The organism is Sphingomonas sp. J315 (assembly GCF_024666595.1).
Lineage (GTDB): Bacteria > Pseudomonadota > Alphaproteobacteria > Sphingomonadales > Sphingomonadaceae > Sphingomonas.
The window spans coordinates 2,242,842-2,254,904 of the sequence record NZ_CP088296.1; the positions used below are offsets into that span (position 1 = coordinate 2,242,842).

11 protein-coding genes and 1 tRNA gene are annotated in these 12,063 nt (G+C 65.7%); 6 read left to right on the plus strand and 6 right to left on the minus strand.

Annotation, left to right across the window (positions count from 1 at the left end; translation table 11 throughout):
* Positions 1–112 precede the first annotated feature (112 nt).
* Both LRS08_RS11525 and LRS08_RS11530 read left to right on the plus strand, forming a co-directional pair.
* Positions 113–1,525, plus strand: coding sequence for an amino acid permease (locus tag LRS08_RS11525; RefSeq protein WP_257843561.1), 1,413 nt, complete (start codon positions 113–115; stop codon positions 1,523–1,525).
* The gene (locus LRS08_RS11530; protein WP_257843560.1) at positions 1,522–2,388 is read left to right on the plus strand and encodes an S-methyl-5'-thioadenosine phosphorylase; all 867 of its coding nucleotides are present in this window, start codon (positions 1,522–1,524) and stop codon (positions 2,386–2,388) included. Before LRS08_RS11525 ends, LRS08_RS11530 begins: the two co-directional genes overlap by 4 nt.
* Here LRS08_RS11530 and LRS08_RS11535 read toward each other — a convergent pair.
* From LRS08_RS11535 to LRS08_RS11555, 5 genes are all read right to left on the minus strand, one after another.
* On the minus strand, positions 2,385–4,958 hold the full coding sequence (locus LRS08_RS11535; protein ID WP_260480746.1) for an HWE histidine kinase domain-containing protein: 2,574 nt from the start codon (positions 4,956–4,958) through the stop codon (positions 2,385–2,387). The genes LRS08_RS11530 and LRS08_RS11535 overlap by 4 nt on opposite strands.
* Complete coding sequence (locus LRS08_RS11540; RefSeq protein WP_257843559.1) at positions 4,933–5,490, minus strand: biliverdin-producing heme oxygenase; 558 nt, start codon at positions 5,488–5,490, stop codon at positions 4,933–4,935. Before LRS08_RS11540 ends, LRS08_RS11535 begins: the two co-directional genes overlap by 26 nt.
* Positions 5,491–5,621: 131 nt before the next feature.
* On the minus strand, positions 5,622–5,822 hold the full coding sequence (locus tag LRS08_RS11545) for a DUF1289 domain-containing protein (protein ID WP_257843558.1): 201 nt from the start codon (positions 5,820–5,822) through the stop codon (positions 5,622–5,624).
* Positions 5,819–7,246 (minus strand): DEAD/DEAH box helicase, encoded by a 1,428-nt coding sequence (locus LRS08_RS11550; RefSeq protein ID WP_257843557.1) that lies wholly within the window; start codon positions 7,244–7,246, stop codon positions 5,819–5,821. The genes LRS08_RS11545 and LRS08_RS11550 overlap by 4 nt, the downstream gene beginning before the upstream one ends.
* Before the next feature lie 89 nt (positions 7,247–7,335).
* Entirely contained in the window at positions 7,336–7,800 is a 465-nt protein-coding gene (locus LRS08_RS11555) for a hypothetical protein (protein ID WP_260480747.1), read from the minus strand.
* Between the two features lie 102 nt (positions 7,801–7,902).
* On the opposite strand from LRS08_RS11555, the gene LRS08_RS11560 reads away from it, so the two are divergent.
* The gene (locus LRS08_RS11560; protein ID WP_260480748.1) at positions 7,903–9,363 is read left to right on the plus strand and encodes an FAD-binding oxidoreductase; all 1,461 of its coding nucleotides are present in this window, start codon (positions 7,903–7,905) and stop codon (positions 9,361–9,363) included.
* A gap of 30 nt (positions 9,364–9,393) precedes the next feature.
* Entirely contained in the window at positions 9,394–10,176 is a 783-nt protein-coding gene (locus LRS08_RS11565) for a SapC family protein (RefSeq protein WP_257843555.1), read from the plus strand.
* Positions 10,177–10,536: 360 nt separating this feature from the next.
* On the opposite strand, the gene LRS08_RS11570 is transcribed toward LRS08_RS11565, so the two are convergent.
* Positions 10,537–11,376 carry an N-formylglutamate amidohydrolase gene (locus LRS08_RS11570; protein ID WP_260480749.1) on the minus strand — a complete coding sequence of 280 codons (840 nt, stop codon included), beginning with the start codon at positions 11,374–11,376 and terminating at the stop codon, positions 10,537–10,539.
* A gap of 121 nt (positions 11,377–11,497) precedes the next feature.
* On the opposite strand from LRS08_RS11570, the gene cpdR reads away from it, so the two are divergent.
* Both cpdR and LRS08_RS11580 read left to right on the plus strand, forming a co-directional pair.
* The gene (gene cpdR, locus LRS08_RS11575; RefSeq protein WP_257843554.1) at positions 11,498–11,875 is read left to right on the plus strand and encodes a cell cycle two-component system response regulator CpdR; all 378 of its coding nucleotides are present in this window, start codon (positions 11,498–11,500) and stop codon (positions 11,873–11,875) included.
* A gap of 80 nt (positions 11,876–11,955) precedes the next feature.
* Positions 11,956–12,030 (plus strand) — tRNA-Val (locus LRS08_RS11580).
* Positions 12,031–12,063 lie beyond the last annotated feature (33 nt).

Genomic DNA, 12,063 nt, shown 5'->3' on the forward strand with positions numbered 1-12,063 from the left:
CCGAACTCCGTTTTGCTGTCGCAACGATGCGCCTCGTCGCATGTCGCCGGGATGAACCGTTGACGACGCGGCAATCCCGTCGCACCCACGTGCAATAATCAGGGGGGACGGCATGGCCGACGGACTTTTTCGGACGAAAAGCGTGAAGGGCGCGGAAGATCACGCCCCCGAGCATCGGCTGGCGGCGACCCTGTCCTGGCCGCATTTGATCGCACTCGGCATCGGCGCGATCGTCGGCACCGGCATATTGACGCTGATCGGCGTCGGTGCCGGGAAGGCGGGGCCAGCGGTGATCCTGTCCTTCGTCATCGCCGGGGCGATCTGCGCCGCCGCCGCGCTCGCCTATGCCGAAATGTCGACGATGATGCCGGCGTCGGGCAGCGCGTACAGCTACAGCTATGCCGTGCTTGGCGAGATTATCGCCTGGGTCGTCGGCTGGTCGCTGATCCTCGAATATTCATTGGTGGTCAGCGCGGTCGCGGTCGGTTGGTCGGGCTATGCCGCGCCGCTGCTGCAATCTTGGGCCGGGGTGCCGATGGAGCTGATGCAGGGGCCGCATGCGGGCGGCATCGTCAACATCCCCGCCATCGTCATCATCGCGATCGTCGCGGGGCTGTTGTGCCTCGGCACGCGGGAAAGCGCGACGCTCAACGCGGGCCTCGTCATCGTGAAGATCGTTGCGCTGGCCGTCTTCGTCGCGGTCGCGCTGCCCTACTTAAACAGCGCCAATTTCGAGCCATTCGCCCCGTTCGGCTTCGCCAAGAGCGTGTCGGCCGACGGGGTCGAGCGCGGGGTGATGGCTGCCGCCGCGATCATCTTCTTCGCATTCTACGGCTTCGACGCGATCTCGACCGCCGCGGAGGAGACCAAGAATCCGGGCCGTGACCTTGCCATCGGCATCGTCGGGTCGATGGTCGCGTGCGTCGCGATCTATATGCTCGTCGCGGTCGCGGCGGTCGGCGCCCTATCCTACACGCAATTCGCCGACAGCCCGGAGCCGCTGGCGTTGATCCTGCGCGAACTCGGCCAGCCGCGTTTCGCCACCTTCCTCGCCATCTCGGCGGTGATCGCGCTCCCGACGGTGCTGCTCGGCTTCCTGTTCGGGCAGAGCCGCATCTTCTTCACCATGGCGCGAGACGGGATGCTGCCGATTGCGCTGGCGAAGGTGTCGTCGCGCGGCGCGCCGGTTCGCATCACCATCTTCACCGCGATCATCGTCAGCGTGATCGCGGGGCTGTTGCCGATCGACGAGATTGCGGCGCTTGCCAATGCCGGGACTTTGGTCGCCTTCGCGGCGGTCGCAATCTGCATGATGGTGCTGCGCCGCCGTGCGCCGGACGCGCCGCGCATGTTTCGCACGCCACTCTGGTGGCTGGTCGGCGCGATCGCGGTGCTGGGCTGCGCCTATCTGTTCTTCAGCCTGCCGGCCAAGACTCAGCTCTATTTCCTGATCTGGAACGTCCTCGGGGTTGTCATCTACTTCGCCTACGCCCGCCCTAAAGTGAGCAAACAAGGCGTGGTATGAGCAACTGGCATATCGGGATCATCGGCGGATCGGGGCTGTACGAAGTCGAGGGCGTCGAGGGCGGCGAATGGGTCAATGTCGCCTCGCCCTGGGGTGAACCCTCGGACGCGATTTTCACCGGACGGCTGGGCCATGTCCGCGTGTCTTTCCTGCCCCGCCACGGGCGCGGCCATCGGATCAGTCCGTCGGAACTGAACGCGCGCGCCAATATCGATTGCCTCAAGCGGCTGGGTGTAACCGATATTCTGTCAGTCTCGTCGGTCGGCGGGCTGCAGGAGGAACGCGCGCCGGGGACATTCACGATCGTCGACCAGTTCATCGACCGCACCAAGGGGCGTCCGTCGAGCTTCTTCGGCACCGGCATGGTCGCCCATGTCTCGATGGCCGATCCGATCTGCCCGCGCCTGTCTGCGCTTGCAGCGGACGCTGCCGAGGCGGCGGGGGCGAGCGTGCATCGCGGCGGCACCTGCCTGGTGATGGAGGGGCCGCAATTCTCGACCCGGGCCGAAAGCCACCTTTACCGCAGCTGGGGCTGCGACGTGATCGGCATGACCGCGATGCCCGAGGCGAAGCTGGCGCGCGAGGCGGAACTGCCTTTCGCGATGGTGGCGATGGTCACCGACTATGACTGCTGGCGCGAAGAGGAGGCCGCAGTCGATGTCGCGCAGGTGATCGCGCAGCTCGGCGCCAATGCGACCAAGGCGCGGGCGATGGTGCTGAACCTGCTCCGCGACTTGCCCGCCGAGCGGACGGCGTCGCCGATCGACACCTGCCTCGACACCGCGCTGATCACCGCGCCGTCCGTGCGCGATCCGGAACTCCTCGCAAAGCTCGACGCTGTCGCGGGCCGGGTGCTGGGCTAGCCGAGCATCTCCGCCAGCGCGCGGGCGAGATTTTCCAGCGTATAAGGCTTCTGCACCACCGGCCGGCCGCGATGCTGGTCTGGAAATTGCGCCTGTTCACCATAGCCAGTCGCGAACATGAACGGGATTTCCCGCTCGAGCAGCGCGTCCGCGATCGCGAAGCTGGTGGTGCTACCAAGGTTGATGTCGAGGATCGCCACCGTCGGCGGCGACGCGGCGATCAGGTCCAGTGCGGCATCGACCGATGCTGCGGTCATCACATCCGTCGCGCCGAGCCGGGTGGCGATATCCTCGGCATCGAGCGCGATGATCAGACTGTCCTCGACCAGCAACAGCCGTTGACCCTTGAGCAGGTCGGTGGGCGGCTCCTCGCGATGGCCGTGCGGTGCGCGCGGAAAGTGGATTCGCGGTGCGCCACCGTCACGCGGCTTTGAAACATGGCGTGCGGGAATGCAGAAATCTGCCTCGAACCCGCCTGCAGCATAGCGCATCGCTGCCTCGCCGCCGAGGTCATAGGGGACCGAGCGTTCGATGATCGTGGTGCCGAATCCCTTGCGCGACGGCTGCGCCACCTGCGGGCCGTTGAGTTCGCGCCAATGGAGGAGCAGATCGCCGCGCGCATTGCATGTCCAGTTGAGCTTCACCGTTCCGCCCGGCACCGACAGCGCGCCATATTTGGTCGAGTTGGTGACGAGCTCGTGCAGGATCAGCGCCATCGTCGAATATGCCTGGGGGTTGAGCATCACCGGCTCGCCCTCGCTCAGGATCCGGTCGCCTTCCTCGGTAAAGGCAGCGGCTTCGGCGTCGATCAGCGCCTGGAGCCAGGCCGGGCCCCAATGATCCTCGGTAATCTGGTTGTGCGCGCGGGCCAGCGCGTGGATTCGCCCATCGACGACCCGCACGAAATCGCGCACCGCTTCTTCCTCCGGCTGCGCCTGGCGGATCAGCCCGCGGATCAGGCCCAGGATGTTGCGAACGCGATGATTGAGTTCGGCGATCAGCAGTTCCTGACGCGCGCCCGAGCGCTGACGTTCGGCAGACGCTTCGTCGGCAAGGCGCAGCACCACTTCGATCAGCGTCGCGCGCAACGTTTCGGCGACACGCAGTTCCGACGCGGTGAAGGGGCGCGATCGACCGCGCACCAGTTCCTTCCACTCCTCGAAACTCTCGCGCGGGGTCAGGCGCGGGCCGTTGGGGCCGTAATCGACCGGCTTGTGCGGATCGCCGGCCCAGCGGATCGAACGCACCATTTCACTGCGAAACAGCACGACATAGTCGCGCGGAGAGCGCGAGATCGGGATCGCGAGCAATCCGGCGGCGCTGCCCGCGAAGGGCTCCGCATCGACGATCAGCGATCCGATATGATCGGTCGCGAACACCTTGCCCGCTGCCGTCGCGTTGAGTGCGCGAATGATCCGGCGGAAATCGTCGGTCGGCGGCGTGATCCCGGAAAAGGCGTAGCTGCCGTTGAGCCACACGCCGACGCCATCGGCGGGGATGGCGTTGGTGAGGATGTCGGCCAGCCAGTCGGGGTCGCGCAGCAGCGTCTCGTCGGAAGCGACCGCGCCGAGCAGCTGGTCGGAAATGTCGCGTGCGCGTCGCTCGAACTCCACGGTCTGCTGCCGCTCGCGGCTTTCGAGGCGCATCGAGAACATCTGCGCGAACAGCTCGGAGATTGAGCGCCGCTCGAAGCTGGGGCAGCGGGGAGCATAATGGTGGCAGGCGAACAGACCCCATAATTTGCCATCGACCAGGATCGAGATCGACATCGACGCGTCCACGCCCATGTTGCGCAGATATTCGATATGGATCGGCGAGACCGATCGCAGCAGCGACAGCGACATGTCGAGCGGCTCACCCTTCTCGTCCAGCTCGGGCACGATCGGTACCGGGGTCGCGTTGACGTCGGCGATCACACGCAACAGGTTGCGGGTGTAAAGGACGCGCGCCTGCGTCGGGATGTCGCTCGCGGGATAGTGCAGACCGAGAAAGCGGCCGATGCCGGGTTTGCACGCTTCGGCTACCACCTCACCCGAACCATCGGCGGCAAAGCGATAGACCATGACCCGGTCATAGCCGGTCAGCGCGCGCACCTGACGCGCGCCTTCGCGGAAGAAGGACAGCATGTCACCGCACTGGTCGAGCCGGGCGATCATCGATCGCACCATGCCGGTGACGTCGCCGATCTCGCCCGACGAGCGTTCGCCCTCGATCACGATCTGTCCGCCCGACATGTGAATGGCGATATCGAACCGGCCCGCGTCCGGGGTCAGTTCCACGTCGAACAGCCGCTCGATTGCGTCCGGACTGCGCAGCATCGCGGTACGGTTGCGCAGGTCGTGGATGACCGGCGCGGGCAGCAGATCGGCGAGCGGATGGCCGACAATCTGCTCGGGATAAAGGCTCAGATACTCGGGCAGGTTCGCCGAACTGCGTGCGACGATCCAGTCTGCGGTCAGAGCGATCAGAAACCCGATCGGCTGGATCGTGCCAAGGATATGGATGGGTTCGCGATCACAATTGGTAAGATCGACGGGGTTCGGATCATTCAACGACGGGCATCCTTCCATGCTGGCGCGCGCTTCGCCAGAACAGGTCGAAGACGGCACGGGCAGCGCCTACCGCCGCATCACGCTGGTCTCCACTTGTGAGAGTCCCGTCCAGAACCTCGATCAAGCTGCGCCAGCGCTTCGGCGCAGGCTGGCAACGGATGAACCGGCCCGGAAGGTCCATCGGAACGTTACGCGCGAGCAACGCGCCGCCCAGACGGGAGCCTTCAAGGACATAGATCGCGCCAAGTGCCGCAGCATTATTCGGCAGGTCGAGCGCTGCGGGAGCGGGGATCGGGGCGTCGAGATCGGCCAGATCTGCGGCGATCAGGGGTGCGCGGCGGCGTTCGGGCCAGTCGGGCAGAATCGCGCGCGGATCGAACGCGTCGACCGCCGCCTCCACCGTCACCAGTGGTTGCGCCTGAGCGATCAGGAAAGCGCGATAGCCATCGCGGTTGGACAGGTCGAACCCGCCAAAGGCGTGATCGACCCGCTCGTGCGCGGACGCAGTGGCGCTGCGCAACAAGCTGCGGGTGGTGTTGGGGGGAGGCATTTGGATCGACTGTGGCGGATCGGATCACTGGCCACAAGTGATTGTTTCCAATCCGAAATGACAGTCATTGCGGGTGCTGGCAACGAGCGTTGGGCCGATTGCGCAACCGACAGGTTGCGCGATCCAGCAGGTTACGAGGTGGCGATGCGCGCCAGGATTGCGCGGCGGCGATCGTCGCTGGCGGTGAACCATTCGGCGATCTCGTCGAGCGTGCGGTGGCAGCCCTCGCAGACATTGTCGGCGCGCATCCGGCATACGCCGATGCATGGGCTGGCGATGCCGGGGACCGGCGTGAAGGCGAGGAAATCGTCCTCGTCTTCCTGAGCTGTCACGCTGGAATCGTGAAATTCAGGAAATCGGGGATCGGGCCGTTCCAGCCGCCCTCGTCGGGACCATCATCGCGTCCCTCGTAGCGGCGATCGCGGTCGCGGCGAGGGCGCTCGTCGCGGCGGTCGCGGGGGCGGTCATCGCGCGGCCGCTCGTCGCGTGTCTTCTCCGCGGGGCGCGTTTCCTCGCGCGGTGCCTTGGCTTCACGGACTGGCTTGGGCTCGCGGACCTTGGTCTCGACGACCTCATCCTTCGCCGGTTTCGCCGCGCGGCCACGTGGCTTTTTCGCCGCTTCGGGCTCACCCTGGGGAAGCTCGCCGACTCGTTCGATCTTCTGACCCTGGAGCTTTTCGATATTCTCGATCGCCTCGGCGTCGGCGCTGGTCACCAGCGTATAGGCGGTGCCCGTCGCGCCCGCACGACCGGTGCGACCGATACGATGGACGTAATCGTCCGGGTGCCAAGGCGCGTCGAAGTTGAAGACGTGGCTGACGCCCTTGATGTCGAGTCCGCGCGCCGCGACGTCGGACGCGACCAGGATGTTGACGTCCCCTGCCTTGAACCGGTCCAGCTCGGCGATGCGTGAAGACTGGTCCATGTCGCCATGGATTTCGGCGGAGCGGAAGCCGTGCGACCGAAGGCTCTTGTTGAGCTCGCGTACCGTCGTCTTGCGGTTGCAGAAGATGATCGCCGTGCGGACATCCTCTGCACCCAGCAGGCGGCGCAGCAGGTCGCGCTTGGCGAACGCGCTCGACGGTGCGGGCACGATGCGCTGGGTGATATTGGTGTTGGTCGACGCGGGCCGGGCGACCTCGATCGTCTTGGGGTTCGACAGGAACTTGTCGGCCAGTTTCTTGATCGGCGGCGGCATCGTCGCCGAGAACAGCAAGGTCTGGCGATTGGTCGGCAGCTTCGAGCAGATCGTCTCGATATCGGGAATGAACCCCATGTCGAGCATCCGGTCGGCCTCGTCGATCACCAGCAAATTGCAGCCGTTGAGCATGATCTTGCCACGCTCGAACAGGTCCATCAGGCGACCCGGCGTCGCGATCAGGACGTCCACGCCCTTTTCCAGCGCCTTGACCTGGTCACCCATCTGCACGCCACCGATCAGCAGCGCCATCGAAAGCTTGTGGTTCTTGCCGTACTTCTCAAAATTCTCCGCCACCTGTGCGGCGAGTTCGCGCGTCGGTTCCAGGATCAGGCTGCGCGGCATGCGCGCGCGGCTGCGCCCCTCGGACAGGATGTCGATCATCGGAAGGACGAAGCTGGCCGTCTTGCCAGTGCCGGTCTGGGCGATGCCGATCAGGTCCCGCATCATCAGGACTGAAGGAATTGCCTGGGTCTGAATCGGAGTCGGATCGGTATAGCCCGCCGCCTCGACGGTCTTCAGCAATTCGTCAGAGAGGCCGAGATCGGCAAAGCTCATTCAGATGTCCGGGAAAATGGGGCGCGCCCCTGTAGCAAACTGACGCGGCCTCTCTGCGAAACCGCGCAAAAAGTCAAGGTAAACGCAGATCAGCGACCAGGGGTCAGCGTCCGGAACGACTTGATCCGGCATTCGCCCCCCGAACGCGAACGGAACACGTCGCGCTTGGCGCACACCTTTCCGTCCTTGTTGGGCTTCACATAGAAGCCCGTATAGAAGTCGAGCGCGGGGCATTCATTGCCCAGCTTCGCGCGCACGCGCCGCCCGCCGGCCAGGACTAGATCGACGCTGTCGGAGCGGATGATCGCCGCGCCGGACAACGAGTCGGCAGCAACGCAATCGTCGGCGCGCTGCTCGACCCAGGCAATCGGGGGAAGAGGGGCCGGGGCGGGAGTGGCAACGCGTCGGACCGGATCGGGGCGGGGCACGCGGATGACGATGTGCTGTTGTATCCGCACCTGAGCGAGGCGGGTCGGCGCGGCGCTCGAAGATGGCGACGGCGAAGGCTTGCCCTGACCCGGCGCGCCGGGGGGCAGCAGAAGTGCGGCAGACACGGACGCGATCAACAGCTTCACCATTCCATCATGCCCTATACGTGGCCGGGTTGAACAGTGGATGAATTGCCCCGCGCCGTTTCGTCATGGTAGCGCGCCCGGATGACAGAGCCTGTTCCAACCACCGCGCTCCACAGGTTCGCCGCTGCCGTCGCGGAGCGAATCGGGGCGGATCCGGTGATAACCGATGTCGACACCATCGCGCCGTGGCTGATTGATTGGCGCGGGCGCTATCAGGGCGCGTCGTCGCTGTTGCTTCAGCCGCGTACTACGACGGATGTCGCGGCGATCGTTCAACTCGCCGCTGCGCATCGCGTCCCGCTGGTGCCACAGGGAGGGAATACGTCGATGGTCGGCGGCGCGACTCCGCCCGAGGACGGATCGGCCGCGATCCTGTCGCTGCGGCGCATGAACGCGGTTCGGCGGATCGATGCCGATGCGGGTCTGGCGGTGGTTGAGGCGGGGGTGATCCTGTCGGACCTGCACGATGCCGCGCTGGCGCAGGGGCGGCGCTTTCCGCTGACCCTGGGCGCGAAGGGCAGCGCGACGATCGGTGGACTGGTCTCGACCAATGCCGGGGGGACCCAAGTGCTGCGCTTCGGCACGATGCGCGCCCTTGTGCTGGGAGTCGAAGCGGTGCTGCCCGATGGCAGCGTCCATGACGGGCTTGCGCCATTGAAGAAGGACAATCGCGGATATGACCTTACCCAGTTGCTGGTCGGTGCGGAGGGGACGCTGGGCGTGGTCACCGCCGCGACGCTGCGACTGGTCCCCGCAATTGCGGCGCGCGCGGTCGGCTGGGTTGGAGTAGATTCGCCGCACGCCGCGCTCGACCTGTTGCGGCTGTGCGAGGCGGCGACGGACCGGATCGAGAGCTTCGAAATCGTGCCCGCGCATTCGCTTGCGCTGGTCGTGGAGCATATTCCGGGGACGCGCGACCCGCTCAATGGGCCGCATCCCTGGCATGTGCTGATCGAGGCGGTGGCAAGCGATGCCGGGGCGGAGCCGCCCGCAATCCTGCTCGAACGGCTGCTCTCCGGAGGGCTGGAACGCGGTCTGATCCGCGACGCGACGATCGCCACGAGCGAGGCGCAGGCGGAGGCGCTGTGGAAGCTGCGCGATTCGATTTCGGAGGCCGAGCGTGCGAGCGGCCCGGCGCTGCAGCACGATATTTCGGTACCTGTGGCGGGAATGCCAGATTTCATGATCGACGGCGCGGCGGCGGTCGAGGCGGCGTTTCCGGGAACCAGCGCCGGGGCGTTCGGCCATCTGGGTGACGGCAATGTCCATTTCCACGTGCGCGCGCCGGTCGGGGCGGATCGCAACTGGGTCGCGGAAAATTCCGGACGAATCAGCCCCTTCGTCCATGATCTTGTGGTCGCGGCGGGTGGCTCGATCTCCGCCGAACATGGCATCGGCCAGATGAAGCGCGACGAACTGGCGCGGCTGTCATCGCCCGCGCGGATGCATGCGCTCATCGCAATCAAGCGGGCGTTCGACCCGGACAATCTGTTCAATCCGGGGAAACTGGTTACGCTTGCGCCCGCGCGCGCCGACCAATAGACCGCGCACACCTAAATCCAGGAGAATTTCATGGCCAGCGCGCCGCAAGCACAGGGTCTTCCCGTTTTCTACAACGACCTCCTCCCGCTCTCGAGCGAGTTGCATGGCAATTTCCGCATCCGTCCCGCGACGACCGCGCCGTTCCTGGGCAAGCAGCACGCGGTGCCGCTGACCGTCGAGGAATTCCCGCTGGTTCAGCGCCACATGCCGATCGTGTTCTCGGCGGGCGACGAGCCGGTGCCGCTGGCGCTGATGGGCCTGAACGAAGGGGTCAACGTCTTCTTCGACACCGACGGCAAGCCGCGCGGGACCGAGCCGATGTACATCCCGGCCTATATCCGCCGCTATCCGTTCCTGCTCGCGCGGTTGCGTCCCGAGTCGGAGGAGTTGTCGCTGTGCTTCGACCCGACCACCGACACGATCGGCGCGTTCGACGATGGCGATCCGCTGTTCGCGGACGGCAAGCCGACCGAACTGGTCCAGCAAGTCCTCAAGTTCAACGAAGAGTTCGAGATCGCGGGCCAGAAGACCGGCGCGTTCCTCAAGGAACTCAATGACATGGGCCTGCTGATGGATGGCGAAGTCGCGATCCAGCCGGAAGGCGCTGCACAGCCGTACATCTATCGCGGGTTCCGCATGGTCGATGAGGCGAAGCTCAACGACATGCGCGGCGACCAGCTGCGCAAGATTCAGCAGAACGGCATGCTGCCGCTGATCTATGCTCACCTCTTCTCGCTGGGCCTGGTCCGCGAGATTTTCGGTCGCCAGATGGCGCTCGGTGCGGTCGAGCCGCAGATCGCTCCGGCGGTCTGATCCTTTCCCTCCGGAGCCGCAGGCGCGGCTCCGGAGGCTGATTCTGCCGATTTCGGCTTGCAGATGGGTGATTTAGCCCATCCACCCCCTCCATTCATCGCATTTCGGATTGTGGCCTTGAAGCCACGGTCAAGCATAACTATACTGTTTTTAGCGCGGTTTCGTGTCCCCCCTTTCGCGGACCCGCGTGGCACGCCCTCGGGCGTGTCTCCTCCCTGAACCTAGGCCGCCCGGTGGCAACACCGGGCGGTTTTTTTATGGGCATGCTTTGTGTGTTCAGCCTGGCTGACGCGCGGCACCGGCCTGCGGCCTTCAGCCGATGCCTCACTTCACAGGAGCCTGGTGCCGCAATCCGGCAAGCTATTGCGCGGCGTTGGCCAGCGGCAATGCTTCGTCCGCGACGGCGTCGAGGATCGCGCGCAGTAGCGCCGCAGTTGCCTCCAGCCCCGGTCCCGGCTGGTCGCGGCGGCGATCGAGATAGAGGCTGCGGTCGAACTCCAGCTGGATCGCATGGATGTTTCTGGCCGGGTTGGCATGGCGCTCAAGCACATGGCCGCCGGCATAGGGGGTGTTGATCGCGCTGCGTACTCGCGCCGCATGTGCCACCGCCTCGATCCGCGCGACAAAGCGCGCGGCGCTGGAGCGACCGAAGCGGTCGCCGATCACCAGTCGCGCGGCACCGCTGGCAAGGGGGGGCATCGAATGCACATCGATCAGTACCGCGACGCCGAATCGCGCCCGCGCCGCCGCAAGCGCATTGGCCAGCGCAGCATGATAGGGTCGGTGATCCTGCTCGATCCGTGCACGCACCTCCTCGGCAGCGAACCGGCGACGCCACAGGTCCGCGCCGCCCGCGCGCCGGGGAATCAGGCCAAGGCCGCTGCGCAGCTTGAGCGATTGCGCGGCGTCCGGCACAGGTTCGGCCCCCTCGTCGATTCGAGGATCGCGCTCATGCTCGGCGCGATTCAGGTCGATCCACGCACGCGGGCGGCTGGCGGAAAACATCGTCTCGATCCCGCGCGCCGCCAGCGCCAGCGTGTCTGCATGACGATCTTCAAGCGGCATCAGGTCGATCGCAGGAACCCTGAGCGCGGCGCGCAATGCGAGCGGATAATCGCGCCCGGCATGCGGGACCGAAAGGACAACCGGCGACGCGGGACGCTCGGGGCCGTGACGGTCGAAGGGGGGGCGCGCGCTCACCTGTCAAATCTATGCCCGCATGGCCGGTGCGGCAACGCCCCGTATGGCTGGAATTTCTTAAGGGCTTCGCGCATAACATCGCGACGGGCAGACGCAGGCATCGGCCGCGGGCGAGGGGCGAATGATCAGGATTTTGTTGGCCGAGGACGACCAGGTGATGCGCGAGTATCTTGCGCGCGCGCTGGAAAAGTCCGGCTATTCGGTCACGGCGGTTGACCGTGGCACTGCCGCGCTCCCGCTGATCGAGGCGGAGCGGTTCGATCTGCTGCTCAGTGATATCGTGATGCCCGAGATGGATGGCATCGAGCTGGCCCAGCGTGCCGCCGAGATCGCGCCCGATATGCGCGTCATGTTCATCACCGGCTTTGCGGCAGTGACGCTGAAGGCGGGCAAGCAGGTGCCGCAGGCGCGGGTGCTGTCCAAGCCGTTCCACCTGCGCGATCTGGTGCTGGAGGTCGACCGGCTGTTCGAGTCCGAACAGATCCCCAGCCGGAATTGATGCCCAAGCGATTCCGGCGCTTGCATGGGGGGACGACCCCCGCTAAAGCGCCGCTTCCCGAGATTCGCCGCCAGGCGAGTGGGCGTGTAGCTCAGTGGTAGAGCACTGTGTTGACATCGCAGGGGTCGCAAGTTCAATCCTTGCCACGCCCACCATATAGAGGCCCGCCAGCTCATTGAGTTGGTGGG

What these genes read in the sequence shown, in the direction of transcription:
- LRS08_RS11525 (WP_257843561.1), top strand. Translation starts at nt 113, where the DNA reads ATGGCCGACGGACTTTTTCGGACGAAAAGCGTGAAGGGCGCGGAAGAT.
- LRS08_RS11530 (WP_257843560.1), top strand. Translation starts at nt 1,522, where the DNA reads ATGAGCAACTGGCATATCGGGATCATCGGCGGATCGGGGCTGTACGAA.
- LRS08_RS11535 (WP_260480746.1), bottom strand. Translation starts at nt 4,958, where the DNA reads ATGGAAGGATGCCCGTCGTTGAATGATCCGAACCCCGTCGATCTTACC.
- LRS08_RS11540 (WP_257843559.1), bottom strand. Translation starts at nt 5,490, where the DNA reads ATGCCTCCCCCCAACACCACCCGCAGCTTGTTGCGCAGCGCCACTGCG.
- LRS08_RS11550 (WP_257843557.1), bottom strand. Translation starts at nt 7,246, where the DNA reads ATGAGCTTTGCCGATCTCGGCCTCTCTGACGAATTGCTGAAGACCGTC.
- LRS08_RS11560 (WP_260480748.1), top strand. Translation starts at nt 7,903, where the DNA reads ATGACAGAGCCTGTTCCAACCACCGCGCTCCACAGGTTCGCCGCTGCC.
- LRS08_RS11565 (WP_257843555.1), top strand. Translation starts at nt 9,394, where the DNA reads ATGGCCAGCGCGCCGCAAGCACAGGGTCTTCCCGTTTTCTACAACGAC.
- cpdR (WP_257843554.1), top strand. Translation starts at nt 11,498, where the DNA reads ATGATCAGGATTTTGTTGGCCGAGGACGACCAGGTGATGCGCGAGTAT.